The organism is Tolypothrix campylonemoides VB511288_2 (assembly GCF_045999855.1).
Taxonomy (GTDB): Bacteria; Cyanobacteriota; Cyanobacteriia; order Cyanobacteriales; family Nostocaceae; genus Scytonema; species Scytonema bouteillei_A.
In genome coordinates this window covers 450516-465602 of record NZ_JBFPMW010000004.1, presented here as the reverse complement: position 1 = coordinate 465602, position 15087 = coordinate 450516, and the positions used below count along the sequence as shown (strand labels likewise).

The 15087-nt window shown below is 38.7% G+C and carries 11 protein-coding genes; 5 read left to right on the top strand and 6 right to left on the bottom strand.

Translation table 11 applies throughout. From position 1 onward, the window contains the following. Positions 1 to 292 precede the first annotated feature (292 nt). Entirely contained in the window at positions 293 to 541 is a 249-nt protein-coding gene (locus AB0756_RS14715) for a peptidoglycan-binding domain-containing protein (RefSeq protein ID WP_050046211.1), read from the top strand. 330 nt (positions 542 to 871) lie between these two features. Then, positions 872 to 3166 carry a tetratricopeptide repeat protein gene (locus AB0756_RS14710; protein WP_063779538.1) on the top strand — a complete coding sequence of 765 codons (2295 nt, stop codon included), beginning with the start codon at positions 872 to 874 and terminating at the stop codon, positions 3164 to 3166. Positions 3167 to 3294: 128 nt separating this feature from the next. On the opposite strand, the gene AB0756_RS14705 is transcribed toward AB0756_RS14710, so the two are convergent. From AB0756_RS14705 to AB0756_RS14695, 3 genes are all read right to left on the bottom strand, one after another. Continuing rightward, entirely contained in the window at positions 3295 to 4713 is a 1419-nt protein-coding gene (locus tag AB0756_RS14705; protein ID WP_038090112.1) for an AAA-like domain-containing protein, read from the bottom strand. Between the two features lie 22 nt (positions 4714 to 4735). Further along, the gene (locus tag AB0756_RS14700) at positions 4736 to 5521 is read right to left on the bottom strand and encodes a MinD/ParA family ATP-binding protein (protein WP_038090110.1); all 786 of its coding nucleotides are present in this window, start codon (positions 5519 to 5521) and stop codon (positions 4736 to 4738) included. A gap of 119 nt (positions 5522 to 5640) precedes the next feature. Further along, complete coding sequence (locus AB0756_RS14695) at positions 5641 to 6057, bottom strand: hypothetical protein (RefSeq protein ID WP_038090107.1); 417 nt, start codon at positions 6055 to 6057, stop codon at positions 5641 to 5643. A 43-nt stretch (positions 6058 to 6100) separates the two neighbouring features. Between AB0756_RS14695 and AB0756_RS14690 the strand changes: the two genes are divergently transcribed. Beyond that, positions 6101 to 6259, top strand: coding sequence for a hypothetical protein (locus AB0756_RS14690; protein ID WP_153021511.1), 159 nt, complete (start codon positions 6101 to 6103; stop codon positions 6257 to 6259). Here AB0756_RS14690 and AB0756_RS14685 read toward each other — a convergent pair. Beyond that, positions 6239 to 7138 (bottom strand): pyridoxamine 5'-phosphate oxidase family protein, encoded by a 900-nt coding sequence (locus AB0756_RS14685; RefSeq protein ID WP_038090102.1) that lies wholly within the window; start codon positions 7136 to 7138, stop codon positions 6239 to 6241. The two genes, AB0756_RS14690 and AB0756_RS14685, sit on opposite strands and share 21 nt — an antisense overlap. A gap of 301 nt (positions 7139 to 7439) precedes the next feature. Here AB0756_RS14685 and AB0756_RS14680 point away from each other — a divergent pair, with 301 nt between their 5' ends. Continuing rightward, a complete protein-coding gene (locus AB0756_RS14680; RefSeq protein ID WP_038090099.1) occupies positions 7440 to 11159 on the top strand; it encodes a WD40 domain-containing protein in 3720 nt (1239 codons plus the stop codon). On the opposite strand, the gene AB0756_RS14675 is transcribed toward AB0756_RS14680, so the two are convergent. Together AB0756_RS14675 and AB0756_RS14670 are read right to left on the bottom strand one after the other, a co-directional pair. Further along, a complete protein-coding gene (locus tag AB0756_RS14675; protein ID WP_072040787.1) occupies positions 11083 to 11319 on the bottom strand; it encodes a DUF4278 domain-containing protein in 237 nt (78 codons plus the stop codon). The genes AB0756_RS14680 and AB0756_RS14675 overlap by 77 nt on opposite strands. 602 nt (positions 11320 to 11921) lie before the next feature. Further along, positions 11922 to 13205, bottom strand: coding sequence for a flavin-containing monooxygenase (locus AB0756_RS14670; protein ID WP_038090096.1), 1284 nt, complete (start codon positions 13203 to 13205; stop codon positions 11922 to 11924). Positions 13206 to 13457: 252 nt separating this feature from the next. Between AB0756_RS14670 and AB0756_RS14665 the strand changes: the two genes are divergently transcribed. Continuing rightward, positions 13458 to 15080, top strand: a complete 1623-nt coding sequence (locus AB0756_RS14665; RefSeq protein WP_038090093.1) for a cyclic peptide export ABC transporter — start codon at positions 13458 to 13460, stop codon at positions 15078 to 15080. Positions 15081 to 15087 lie beyond the last annotated feature (7 nt).

Genomic DNA, 15087 nt, shown 5'->3' with positions numbered 1-15087 from the left:
TTTATTTATTCTTATAGAAGAATAAGTACTCTACCTCTGTAAAGAGGAAAGCAAAATTTTATGCCAACAAATACAAACAATGTTTCCTGCTAGATGTGCTGTTTCACATTGTATTAAATTGCTAGCTTCTTAAGACCAGGTCAGCCTATTTTCTAATATTATTTGCAAATCTTATTACCTCGATCTATCAAAAGTAGGAAGTTTACAGATGTAAGAGTTATCACAATGAAAGTTAACATTTTTTTTTGAAGTGTTTCTCTATAAAGACTTGAACAAATTTTAGGAGAGAGTCATGCAAAACGATAAAGATTTTACTTCCTATAAAACCGGAATAACTTTGCAAAAGGGAGATTCTGGTACTGCTGTAACTCAATTGAAAGAGCTATTGAATGCTCAGGGTTCTACTTTGCCTACAGATGATACTTTTGACTCAGCAACTCTTTCAGCAGTCATTTCATTTCAGCAGAAGCATGGATTACCTGTAAATGGAGTTATTGATTCCCAAACTTGGACAGTTCTCCAAAAGGTTACACACTCATAAAAACAGAGTTTTAGAATGACTTCACAAAACATCAACCCCAGGCAAAAAATATTTACCTAGGGTTGGAGCACGTTTTTTCACAGTTTAAAATATTCTTGGATAAAGAATATACAGTTAAGGATGGAAGGATTTTTTGCTGTTTATATTTGAAAATCAGGTAGAAACGATCGCTCGATCGTCTGGCGGGCGATCGCCCTTATTGCAAAAGCGCTCAACTTGAGTCAAATTTGCTCGACATCTTCAAGGGCTTCCTTCCCTATTTCTACCGATAGTGAATATTTTAACTCAATCTTTGGGAATACTGAGTATAGTTTAACCTATCAGGTTGCTATGCAATACGTGCTCTACTCGATCGCTTTCTATGTTTTGCTGATTGTTCTTACGTACTTCATCACCTTTTTACAACTTTGTAAGTCAAGGCTCCAATACCCAAAGTACCAGCTTGAAAAAGCTAACACAGTACCCACTTACCGCAAAGAGCTATTTCAAGCTTCAATTAAAGAATTAGAGGAATTTGGGTTTCAACCATGCAGTTATTTGCTAGTTCAACCAATGGTGAGGCTCGATCCCCCTACAACTTACGAGCTTTTACTTTATCACAAAGCATATAAAACCTACGCTATAGTTAGCGTTCGCCGTCCAGCGGAAACTGTCAATCTCTTTGATATTGAGTTTTTTACCTTTTTTCGAGATGAAAGCTTACTTTTAACTATGAATGGTAAGGGGTATAACGTTCTTGGCGACACGCCTAATGTCATTATTCAAGATGCATATACAACTCAAACTTCCATTCAATGGCAAACTCATGAAAACAAATTAAATCAGTTGGCTGCTAAGACACAACCTTGGGGTATAGCACCTAACACTTTTACTAAGGCTCTTGAAAAATACATCAAAAACTACGTTGATTGTTTGCTCAAGAAAAAAGAAATTCTACCAATTGATGGCTCGAATCTATTTAGATTGCATTGGCTTGTTGCTTTAAAAATAACCAAGAAAACCGTACAGGGTGCTAACAAAGCATCAAGTTTAGTTGCACAACGCAAACAACAAGCTAAAACAAACAGCATTCTTCAAGTCGAAATCCCTGTGGAACTTGAAGTGGAGCAATTTCAATGGATGGAGTCACAGCAGAAAGGACTTTTAGGAGGGAAATTACGCACTTGGTTGCTATTGGGAAGTCTGGTTTTGTTTATTGTGAGTTACACGAAATTGTTTGCCACTCAAAGCTTAATTATTTTTATAGGAGTTCTGTTTTTTCATGAAGGCGGACACTTGTTAGCCATGAAATTTTTTGGCTATCAAGATGCATCTATGTTATTTCTACCTTTTTTGGGTGCAGTCGCCACCGCCCGTAAAGATGATGCTACACTTGCTCAAAAATTTTGGATTTCCCTAGCAGGTCCGTTACCGGGATTAATTTTGGGTGTAGGATTGGCGATCGCTTCTCGCAACGGTGGTTACCCGAGTTGGGTCATAGAAACTGCTTGGATGTCGATCGGTTTGAATCTATTTAATTTACTTCCTATCTACCCTTTAGATGGAGGTCAAATTGCTAATTTATTACTATTTTGTCGATTTCCTTATACCGATGTCCTCTTTAAGATTTTTGGTACAGTCGTTTTGGGGCTATTAGCAATATCTCAACCGGGATTTTTATTATTAGTTCTAGTCGTTTTGGTTAGCATCCCATCTAACTTTAGGACTGCAAAAGTAAATGCTCAGTTGCAACAAGAACTGAAGCAACAAAAACCGACAAGCCAAGAAAATCTGTTGCATTCTATTTTCAAAAAGTTAAAGCACTTAGGTTATGGAAATTTGTCTTTTGGTACGAGATACACACTGGCAAAAAATTTACTTGAGCGTCACTATGAAGCGCATACTAAGGGGAGAACAGTATTCTTTCTGTCCCTTGTTTATTGCAGTAGCTTACTTGCGGGTATTGCTGGGAGTTTGAGTGCAATTACACCCAATTGGTTGATGGCAACAGCTTCTTTATTTGAAGCACCTGAAACAATTAGAAAACGTGCTGTTGAGGTCAGAAAACAAGAAATTGAGAGTGCAACTACAGCGTTGCGTTTAAATCCCAAGAACACCCATGCTTATATCAGGCGAGCGCAAGCACGGCTCACTTTGCGGGATTATAAAGGAGCTGTTGCAGATTATAACTCGGTTGTGCAGCTAAATCCCAACAATATTCCCCACCGTCTAACTCGGGCTAACTTTCATTTAACTTTGCAAAATTACAAAAGTGCAATTCAGGATTATGATTGGGTACTCAGTTTAAATCCTAACGATAGCCGAACCTACCGCAGAAGAGCGCAAGCACGTAATTTATCTGGAGATTATAAAGGTGCGGTTACCGATTACAGTACAGTTATCAAATTAAATCCCGAAAACTTTTTGTCTTATCTCGAACGGGGACAGATTTACCTACAGTTAAAAGATTATAAGGCGGCGCTCGCCGATGCAAACTCTGCTCTCAAAATTGATTCAAAACAACCCGAAGCTTATGAGCTTCGCAGCCAAGCACGCCGTTATTTGGGAGATCGGCAAGGTGCGATCGCAGATGAACAAATGGCACAGAAGCTTTATCAAGCGTCGGAGGGAGAAGAAGCAATTTAAATGATTTGCTAAAAATTCAAGATACAGCAGCAAGGATTTCCCTCTCGTAAGCTGTTTCTTATCTAATGTGCATATTAAGAGGCGCAGAGGACGAGAAGTACTTCTACCTTCTTGCATTAACTACGTCTCTATTGGTTGCTAAAATACTGTCGATAAAGCTCACAACTAGGCATAACCAAATTGCCGTGCAGCTTGACTAACCCCATGCTATGTAGCTTAAACGCACTTAACTGCTCTATCTCTACAGGTGTTGATGATGCGATCGCCTGCTCATATGCGGTTGCTAATTGAGGATGCTCTTGTAAGCTTCGTAAATGTCGGTGCAGGTGATTGCAATAAATACCAGCATTTGTTGCTGCTGTTTGCATTAATTGCTTCAAAGTTAAGTCTTTTCGTGCTAGATGATACAGAGCTTGTTGCACGAGATATGGATGTCCTGCGACAAGCTGCATAAGTTCTGATAATTCATCTTCAGATAAATGAAGCCCATAGCGTTGGGATAAATCCAAGACATGCAGAGGTGTAAATGCCTGTAACTCTATTGCCAAACCTACATTAAACGGAGACTTATTAATATCCAAAGGAATATAAACTTCAGTGGAATGGACAATCACCAGACGAAGATTTTGCCACAGAGGATTGCCACTATCCCCATAAGCCGCTTCTTCATACCACGAGCGCAGCAGCGTAAAGAAATCATCAACAATTTCTGGGTGTAAAAACACTTCATCAACTTGATCTAATGCCAATACCAAAACACCATTAATCTCTGGCAACAAACAGTCTTCAAAATAAGCGGTACAGTTACTTTTACTGCCAAAAGTTTCACTCCAGTAATCCTCTACCCGATGTGGTAACTGCAACTTCCGAGTCACAGAAGCACAGAACCAACGTAAAAATTTATCTAAGTCATTGAAAATACAACGTTCTGCTCGCTGCAAGCTAAGAGCTACCGTCCGTACTGTATTACCTGGAGCGGAACATTGTTGTTTAGCATGAGCTAAAATTCTGACCATTAAAGAAGTCTTACCCATTTGACTTGGTGCTTTAATGCGAATGAGTGCTCCTGGTTTGGTAATTTCTTCATAACATCGAGATTCTACGGCTGGACGCTCTACGTAAAGATGAGAATTCAGTGGAATCAGTCCTACTGGGGAGTCGAATTCTGGAGATGGAAGACTCGGCGATCGAAAAGTAGAAAAAGACAAGGAGGACAAGATCGATTCTTCCCTTGTTTGTTGGTCTTCCTCCTCTTTCCTGGAAGTTCTTTGTGCCAAAACTGCCATCAAATTATTTTTATTGACTTTTTCCCCAAGACTAGATGAAAGAATTTGCCACAACTTCGGACCCACATCATGCTTGATGTATTCAGGAGCATAGCCACAATCCACTGCTATTTGGTCATATTTTTGACCTAGTAAAGCTCCTCGCAGTACGGCAACTTCAATATTTCTCAGGTGTCTTTTAGTTTTGGCAACGACTGCAGCATCTGCCAGTTTTAAAGCGATTTCAAAGTTGATTGTTTGCTCTTTAACACTTTCTATCATGTGTCTGTTGTTACTTTCTTGGTTAGTGGTTAGCGATCGCTGCTTTCAGGTTACTGTTAATCAATGCTTTTTCCGCCACCTGTTGAAGCATTTGACTAAAGGGATGATCCGGATATTGCAAACAAAAAAGCCCATTGCTACCTAGTTGTGCCATATCTTCTGAAAGTGGAAATATACCTGCAATTGGGACATTGTAAGTTTTTTCTACCTTTTGTTGTAGTTCTGAAAAGTCCATGCAACTTGGTGTTTTGTTGATGACCATCATCATCTGGACGTTAAGCTGACGGGCAATATTAACAGTAACAGCAGTTCCTTGAAAGTCTTGTCGATCTGGACGTAACATGACTATTAAAAGGTTAGAAATAGCGATAGACAGCAAAGTTTCTCGACTCAGACCGGGGTGAGTATCAACAAATAAATAGTCCAATTGCAGTTCTTCAATCAACTGCCTGAATCCACTCTTGAGTATACTAACGTTGTATCCTTCACAAAGAATTCTGGCAATTTCATCAGCATTGATACTTGAAGGTATGAGAAAAACCTTGCCTGTTTCCTCGATTTCTAGATACGAGCTAACATCATATGCGGTGTCAGTTATAGAACTGCGATTCCACAAATAGTCATTTAAAGTTTTGCCTGTAATTGTCTCGCTAATATTAAAGAGAGCATGAATACCGGGAGATTGAAGATCGGTATCAACAATCGCAACTCGGTTACCTTGGAGTGCTACGGCTACTGCTAAATTTGCTGTTAAGTTAGATTTACCAGTTCCGCCCCGAAATGAGTGAACCGCGATAATCTTGGACATTGTATTTATAACTTTAATTTATATAAATTCTAAATTTTTGTTGTTTTGCCAAGAACGAAAGAGTTTTCCTCTTAGTATCTCAGCCGTGAACTTTTCACCTATCAAATAAGACTACTCAATTAGCAGTCAAAATTCCGAAAATATTCACCCTCTGCTTGCAATTGTTGAAAAGACTCAGTCTGGGTAATTTCTGCGACCCGATCTGTCAGTTTATCTAGATCGATCTCGATTTGTATCTCTTGGATTTGAGATTTTCCGGTTTCTAACTGCATTCTCAGTAAACTTTCTAATTCAGCTTTTTCTTGCTTTAAAGCTTTAATTTCTGCCCGTAAACTCTCTTTGGTACTCTGCAGCCAAGATTTAGACTTTGCTTTAACTCTATTCTTCCTCAACTGCTTTTTGGTTCTTCTGAAAGGACAACGCACAACAACATCGTTCGCTGCACTTACGAAAGAAGCGAAATTCACAATGCTATCGCCTGTCTCCAGACTCAAGGAGACTTCTTCAATACCGTCATCACGAAAATATTGCGACATAATTTACTCCATATCAATCTCAAACATCTTCAAACAGCCGGACGTGTCTCCCAACGACTTCATCTTTACTAAGATGACGCGATCGCCTGACCTAAAGAAAGATCAGTTTTGCAGCGAAGAAGGACATGGAGAACTGGTCTTGACAAAACAGCAAATTTATGATGCTAATGAATCTCAAATCTTAACTCGGATTCACGGGTGAATATTCGCCAAACTTCCAGCGAAAAGGGCAAGCATTCCTACTTTCCAAAACTTGCTCAATCTCAAACTCCACTAAACGTTTCGCCCCAGCAAACTCACTCAATTTCTCAGCATCCCAAATCACTTTTGCTTGTCCTGTCAATTGCAGTGTATGCCCGCTTTCAAAATTAACGAACAGTAACCCTGCATGAGGATTTACTTGTAAATTGCCAAAGGTTTGAAACATATTATTTCCTGCATAATCGGGAAACAGCAATTTGTGGCTATTTATGACTCGCACAAACCCCGGACAACCACCACGGTGAGACGCGTCATTGCCAAATTCTGGATGATAACTGGCAATAAAAAATGTATCAGCTTGAGTTATCCAGCTTTCATCGGTTTGGCTGAGGACATCTCTAGTCAATATTTCTGGCTGTTTGAGTGACTCTGCCAGTTTGGTTTCTATATGACGTAATTGGATATATTTTGGACAGTTAAAAAAAACCTGCTTGAGTTCAACGTAAATTTTGCCATCTGATTGTAAAGTCGCTTTGCCATTGAGACGCAAGCGTCTGCGGTTTGCGAAATCAATGACTAACAGACCAATAGTATTATGACTGGCAAGATTCTGAGTGAGTAAATCTCTCGTTAAAAAAGTAGGATGAATCTCTATGGTTTGCTCGCTTAAGACTCGCACAAAACTAGAATCTCCTGTCAATAACGAAGCCCAAACCCTTCCCTTGGCATTTACTGTACTTGCAACCGCTAATTGTTGATTCTTAAGAAACTCTTGGGCTGCGGGCTTAATGAGATTTCCAATCGTTTGACACAAACGTTGTGCCTCTTCTCGAACCCCTGCTTTATTTTGGATTGCAATTTCTCCAGAATGAAAAGTCATATTTATTTGAGGAAAATAATCATTTTTATAGTACTTATAATACTGTTGCTCGATAAAAATCTTTACTTATCTATATATTTAATGACTTAGTTGAAATTATCCAAGAACGGTTTTGGTTTCATTGGGCTGACTGAAATCGATCTTGGAAAAGAGTATGTACTTGTGGTATTGCGCGAAGCACAGAAATTTTGATATCTCTATCTATAGAGGTACATCTTTAGAAGGAGTTTCGCAACGTAGGTCAAGCAGATAGCAAAAGACACAGGGAAGGATACCGTTATCAAAAAACTGACTTAAGAATATGGCAACTCTAAATGCTTCTCAACAAGGACTGATAAAAATCAAGCAAGCGAGAAGTCAAAAAGGTTGGTCTGTTGATGATTTCAGGTGGCTCGAAGCAGCAAGTCTAGTTTTAGGAACAAATTGGAAAGAACAGGGAGTGCTTGCTGTAGGTATTTCTGAAGGAACTTGGAAAAGATTTTTAGCCGGGAAACACCCAATTAATGCCGAAGCATTTAAAGCTTATTGCCAAATTCTAGAGCTGAATTGGGAAGAAGTTGCCCAAAAGAAAGTAAAAGATAGAAGAAATCCCATTACCCCCCAACCCCAAAGCCATCCAACCCCAGAAGGGATCTCGAAACACCCTATCTCTCCATCTCTCCCACTTTATGCAGACTGGGATGAAGCCCCTGACGTATCAACTTTTTATGGTCGTGAAGAAGAATTAAATACTATCAAGCGCTGGGTTGTGCAAGAAAACTGTCGTTTGATAACGGTGCTGGGTATGGGTGGGATTGGCAAAACGACACTTTGTGTCAAGTTAGCACAACAAATTTTAGATATGCAGGATACGAGGTCTGTCATTTGGCGCAGTCTTCGCAATGCACCCTCACCAGAAGATATTTTGGCTGAACTGATTCAGTTTTTATCGAGACAACAAGAAACGATTTTGCCAGATGGTCTCGATAACAGAATCTTGCTGTTACTAAAATATTTGCGTTCCTCCCATTGTCTGCTAATTCTAGATAATGCTGAATCAATTTTACTCTCAGGCGATCGCACGGGTCGTTATCGGGTAGGATACGAAGGATACGACCAACTGTTGCGATGCGTGGCAGAAACTTCGCATCAGAGTTGTTTGATTCTCACGTCACGGGAAAAACCCCAAGGACTGGCAAAGTATGAAGGGGATAGTTTACCCGTTCGATCTTTACAACTGACAGGTTTACCAGAAACAGAAGGGCGCGAATTATTTCGTGCTAAAGGAAAATTTACAGGTTCTGAAACTCAATGGCAAGCTTTGATTTCGCGCTATGGTGGTAATCCCCTTGCTTTGAAGATAGTCGCGTCTTCTATCCGCGATTTTTTTGATGGTAGTATTTCCCAATTTTTGGAAATCTCCCAACAAGGCATATTTATCTTTGATGATATTCGCGATTTACTCAACCAACAATTCCACAGACTCTCCACATTAGAACGGGATATTATGTTTTGGATTGCCATCAATCGCGAACCTGTTTCCTTATCAGACTTGCAAACAGATTTTGTAACCCATGTTCCCCCTCGTGAATTGCTAGAGTCTCTGTCATCTTTGCAAAGACGTTCTTTTATTGAAAAAACAGATGGGGGCTTTACTCAGCAACCCGTTGTGATGGAGTATGCTATTACTCAAATTATTGAGAAAATATCCCAAGAAATTCAAGAATTGCCAAATGCAGAACGAGAAGGAAACACTCAACACAACCCTACCCTCTATTCCCTACTACGCCAGTCGCCTCAAGGGGGGGAACCAGGCTCCCCTACCTCCTTATTCATCAGCCATGCTTTGATTAAAGCCCAGGCTAAAGATTATATACGGGAGACTCAAATTCATCTGATTTTACAACCGATTATTAATGAATCGGTTTCTCAGCTTGGCAGTGTAGAAAATATTTCCCATAATCTCTCTCAAATTCTCTCCCATTTACGCGGAAAAACACCTAAAGAAACCGGATATGCAGCCGGAAATGCGTTAAATTTATTACATCAAGCACAATTTGATATGACAGGCTTTGATTTCTCCGGTTTAACGCTGTGGCAAGCATATATGCAGGGCGTACACCTACATGATGTTAATTTTTCTAATTCCGATTTATCTCGCTGTGTTTTTACTGAAACTTTAGGTAATATTTTGTTCACTGCTTTTAGTCCGGATGGTCAGCTTTTGGCAACTGGTGACACGGACTGTAATGTGCGTCTTTGGGAAGTCGAAACGGGTAGATTATTGTTAATTTGTCAAGGTCACACCAATTGGGTCAGGTTTGTTGTTTTTAGTCCAGATGGAGCAATTTTAGCAAGTGGGGGTGCGGACCATACGGTAAAATTATGGAATGTCAGTGATGGGGTTTGTATAAAAACCCTAATCGGGCATTGCCATGAGACATTTTCTGTTGCTTTTAGCCCCAATGGTGATATTTTAGCCACTGCAAGTGGCGATCGCACGGTCAAACTTTGGAATATTCGTGACGGGAACTGTATGAAAACGCTTAGCGGACACACAGACTGGGTGCGTTGTGTGGCGTTTAGTCCAGATGGAGAAATTTTGGCAAGTAGTGGTGCAGACCATAAGATTAAATTATGGAATGTAGAATCAGGTGAATGCTTGCAAACCCTCACCAAACACCAAAGTTGGGTGCGTTCCATTGCTTTTAGTCCAAGAGGTGACACCTTAGCCAGTGGAGGTGGCGATCGCGAGATCGAGATCTGGAATTATCACACAGGTGAGTCCATCGCAACTTATACAGGACATACAAAAAGTGTTTATTCCGTTGCTTATAGTCCTGACGGAGATATACTCGTGAGCGGAAGTGGCGATCGTACTGTCAAACTTTGGAATTGCCATACCCACACTTGCATAAAAACACTGCACAAACAAACCAATGAAGTTTGTTGTGTTGCTTTTAGCCCAGATAACCAAACTATTGCTTGCGTCAGCTTAGATCAAACAATGCGATTGTGGGATTATCGCAACGGGCAATGTTTAAAAACCTGGCAAGGAAACACTGATTGGGCACTTCCGGTGACATTTAGCCCCAACGGGCAAACTTTAGCAAGTGGTAGTAACGACAAAACAATTAAATTATGGGATTGGCAAACAGGAAATTGTCAGTTGAGCTTGCAAGGACACACAGACTTTATTTATGGTTTAGCATTTAGTCCAGATGGGCAAATTTTAGCCAGTGCTAGCACAGATTCTACAGTCAGGTTGTGGGCTGCAAACACGGGAAAATGCTTTCAAATTTTACAAGGACACGCGGATTGGGCTTATACTGTAGCTTTTCACCCTTCATCTGAAATTATCGCCAGTGGCAGTGCCGACTGTACTATTAAACTGTGGGATTGGCACACCGGACAATGTTCCCAAAATTTAATCGGTCATGCAGACAAAATTTGTGGAATAGAGTTTAGTCCAGATGGGCAAATTTTGGCCAGTGCTAGTGCTGACCAAACTGTAAAGCTGTGGAATTGGAAAACAGGTCATTGCATAAAAACTTTACCTGCTCATGATGCGAGGGTTTACACCGTTATATTTAGCCCAGATGGCCAAACTTTAGCCACTTGTAGCACCGACCAAACTATAAAATTATGGGATTGTGAAACGGGTCAATGCCTTAAAATACTTACAAAGCATACCAATTGGGTATTTGCCATTGCTTTTAGCCCAGATGGACAAACCCTTGCTAGCGCTTCCCACGACCAAACCGTCAGAATATGGGATGTCAAAGCGGGGAAATGTCAACATATCTGTGTTGGACACGCCCATTTAGTTTCTTCCGTTGCTTTTCATCCGGACAGCAAAGTCATAGCGAGTGGTTCGCAAGACCAATCCGTAAGGATTTGGGATGTAAAGACAGGCAAATGTATGAGAATCTTGAGAGCGAAAAGACTCTATGAAGGGATGAATATTACTGGTGTGAGAGGGTTAACGGATGCAACGGTTTTGACACTAAATTCTTTGGGTGCGGTAAGTTTAGATAGGTAACTCCACGATACTTCAATTCAGATTTGGTTTGAGTTGGAACTGTTGTTATCTTCAAAATTGAGTAACTAATGCCTCGATACTTTGCATTGACAAAATATGGGGGATTTGGCAATTGGGTATGGCTTGTGTTGTATTGAGAACCGCGATAAGAAAGTTGCATGACTGAATTTTTTTGGTTAGCTAGTTTTGACTGTTATCACAATAGGATTTCATTTCCTTTCAGTCCATGTATAAAAGTTATGTAGTTGGTATGTTAAAGACGGCTTAACTTTTCACTAATTGTCATGTCAAATTGAACTTTGGATAAATTAGCAACAGAGCAGTGGCAAACTGAAGCGATCGCCATGAGGACAGCACATACAATTTTAATACGCTTGTTTAATATCTACAAAATAAAAGAACTTACACCTTTAAATTTTTGTAAGTTCTTTGACTTCAGAAAAATTATATTGGAAGAATAAATTTAATTACCACCACGATTGAGCGAATAATTAACAGGATTTTCTACAGTAGACTGGTTGGACACTAATCTACGAGGAGCACAAGCCTGTGTAAATAACAAAATGCCGATTGGTAACGCAAGTGTCAATATTCTATTCCAGTGCATCTTGTTCATAGAATTTATTAAACTCTTCATCAGTTCAACTCCTTGATTGCAGGTGTTCTGTTATGTTTATAGAATTTGCTAATAAAAAAGTCGATACAGAAAAGTTAAGGATTTCAAAACAGAAGCTAACTTAACTTCTACTGCATCATTCTTAACTAGAGTGACACATTCAATTCTTGACACGATAATAATTTTCTTTCCAGCAATTGAAAGGCAACTCTTTTACCTGTACACCAGCCGTAATAGCCATAAGTTGCAGAGTAACCAACAATTTTCTCAAAGCCTACAAAATACAGCGTTGGATCGATAATAGATTGACACTTGCCATCTGTTTTTGGTAGTAATCTATCGTTTACATTAAGATACAATTCAGGCTGGCTCAATATTTTATTGATACCGGGACGAAAGCCAGTACCTAAAATAATTGCATCATAATCTTGTGATATACCATTGGCAAAAATTACGCCTGTTTTTGAGAGTTTCTGAATACGACTAGAGATAACTTGAATATTTCCTTTTTTGATTTGTTTGACAGTACCTCTATCTACCCAAGCTACACGACCCTGATTAACTTCTACATCTATTGGTCCTTTATCTTCTGGATAGATAGAGTACGCACTCAAATCTAAAGCAAAACGCTGAACAAATCGATCGGTCTCTTTGATTTCTGCTTGTAATTGTTCTGGAGAGAAATCTATGGCTCTCTCCATAGCTACTATTTTAGTATCTGTAGTATTTTGATTAAACAACTGTTTGAAGTATGACTTACTTCGCCATAACCAATATTGTAGCGATCGCAATCTTGGATACAGAGGAAAGACCCAACGTTTACCACGAATTAACATATCTACAGCAGCAGCACCATGTTCATATAAATCTAGTGCTATTTCTGCTGCTGAATTTCCCGAACCAACCACTAAAACTTTCTGATTTTGATAAGGTATGCCATTTTTATAGGCACTACTATGAATAATCTTACCTGAAAAATCTTCTTGTCCGCAAAAATTTGGAATCACAGGTTCATTAGTTAGCCCAGTACAGATTACAAGAACCTTGCAGTGTAGAAGGATTTTAGTTGTTTGTACTTGCCAGTTATAATCTTTTTGATTCTGATTATAAATTTTAGTAACACTTTGTACTTCTTCTATAAAACGAATATGTGAATCAACTTGAAAATGATGTGCATACTCTGTTAAATAATGTACTATGTCATCTTTGGTCTTAAAGGTAGAATATTGTCCCTTACCTTCAAAGAAAGGTAGAGTAAAATAAGGATTTTGGCTCACTAATCGCTCGTAGGCATTTTTCCAGATAGTTGCTACAGTGTCACCTTTCTCTATGACGACAAAATTATCGATCCCAAATTTCTTTAAACTAGCAGCTACAGTAATACCGCAAAAACCAGCCCCAATAATGATAACGTCTAGTTTAGTGTTCATAGAATTTACTTTGGTTGTCAATCTTAACTGTTACCTTTATAAAATTGGGTGCTTCAATAGTCGATGTAGATTAGTTAGGGAATTTGAGCCGTTACCAAAGTACTTAAATCTTGTTTCTAACTCCTAATGCCATAAGTTAAATTTGTAAGTTAAATCACTCTAGTAGCCAGTTACTTAACTTTTCTGTATGGACAAGAAAATGGTTAGCCTCTATATATAAACAGCAAGACTATCTATGGCAAAAGAGTTGACATGAACTTAATAACTTTGCTGTTACGCTCTTCTTGGAAAATTATGGCTCTTGCTGCTTTCATGGGGTTATTAAGTGGGATTAGCACAACTGGATTAATTGTAATAATTAATACTCAGCTAAATCACTTATCACTAGTAACAACATTAATTTGGAGTTTTGTCGGTCTTTGTTTTCTAAAATTTATGACTAATATTATTTCTAAATATTTGTTGATAAATTTGTCAGAAAAAGCAATTGTGGATTTACGCCTTACATTGAGCGAAAGAATTTTAGCTGCTCCACTATATCATCTAGAACTTTTAGGAAAACATCGTATCTTAGCTACATTAACAGACGATGTGTTAGCAATTGCTAACACAGTTTACATTATTCCTACGTTGTGTATCGATGTAACTATTGTAGCAAGTTGTCTTTTTTATTTATTGTGGTTATCCCCAATCATCTTTTTTTTGGTAGTCATCTCTTTATTATTAGGAATATTGAGCTATCAACAGATTGCTTGCAAAGCAACATCATTTTTTCGCTTAGCTCGCCAGCAAGAAGATAGATTGTTTAACCATTTTCAGAGTATGACTGAAGGGACAAAAGAACTTAAGCTTCACTATCAGCGACGACAAACTTTTTTGAGAAAAGAACTTCAAGAAACCTTACAAGTCTATCGGCGTAAAAATGTAATTGGGATGACTATATTTGCAACTGCTGCTAGTTGGGGCAATAGTTTATTCTTTGTGGTTGTGGGACTGGTAATTTTTGCTTTGCCTGCTCTCCAAATTATCCACACTCATATTTTATCTGGATATGCACTGACTATTCTCTACCTGCTTTCACCTTTAGACTACATTATGAGTGCTATTCCTACTTTCAGCAAGGCAACAGTTGCTTTAAAGAAGGTAGATTCTCTCAAACTATCGTTGTCCGATCGCTGTGATGGAAGCTATAAAATGGCTTGGGATAAAGCTGATAATTTTTGCGATCGTTTAGAATTTGTGGGTATCGCTCATACTTATCATAAAGATTCAGAAGATACAGCTTTTACTCTTGGTCCAATCGATTTGACTATTTTAGGTGGCGAAGTTGTTTTTGTAATTGGTGGTAATGGTAGTGGAAAGTCTACTCTTGTTAAACTGATGACTGGTTTATATACTCCTGAAAGCGGAAAAATCTATCTCAATAGCAAATTAGTTACTGCGGAAAATCAGGAGTGGTTTCGCCAACACTTTTCCGTAGTTTTTTCCGATTTTTATCTGTTCGATAACTTTTTATATTTAGAACGACCTATTACTGACAACCAAATTCATGACTATTTAGTTAAATTACAACTAGATAAAAAAGTAAAAATTAAAGATAGCGTAATGTCTACTATCTTAGTATCTCAAGGACAACGAAAACGTTTAGCCTTGTTGACAGCTTATTTAGAAGACCGTCCTATATATGTATTTGATGAATGGGCTTCCGATCAAGATCCTGTATTTAAAAAGATTTTTTATACTCAAATATTACCTGAATTGAAAAATAAAGGCAAAACTGTAATAGTCGTTACTCATGATGACCAATATTTCTATTTATCAGACCGCATAGTTAAGTTAGATTATGGTAAGGAAAAATGCAAGATAATTTATTAAACAACGG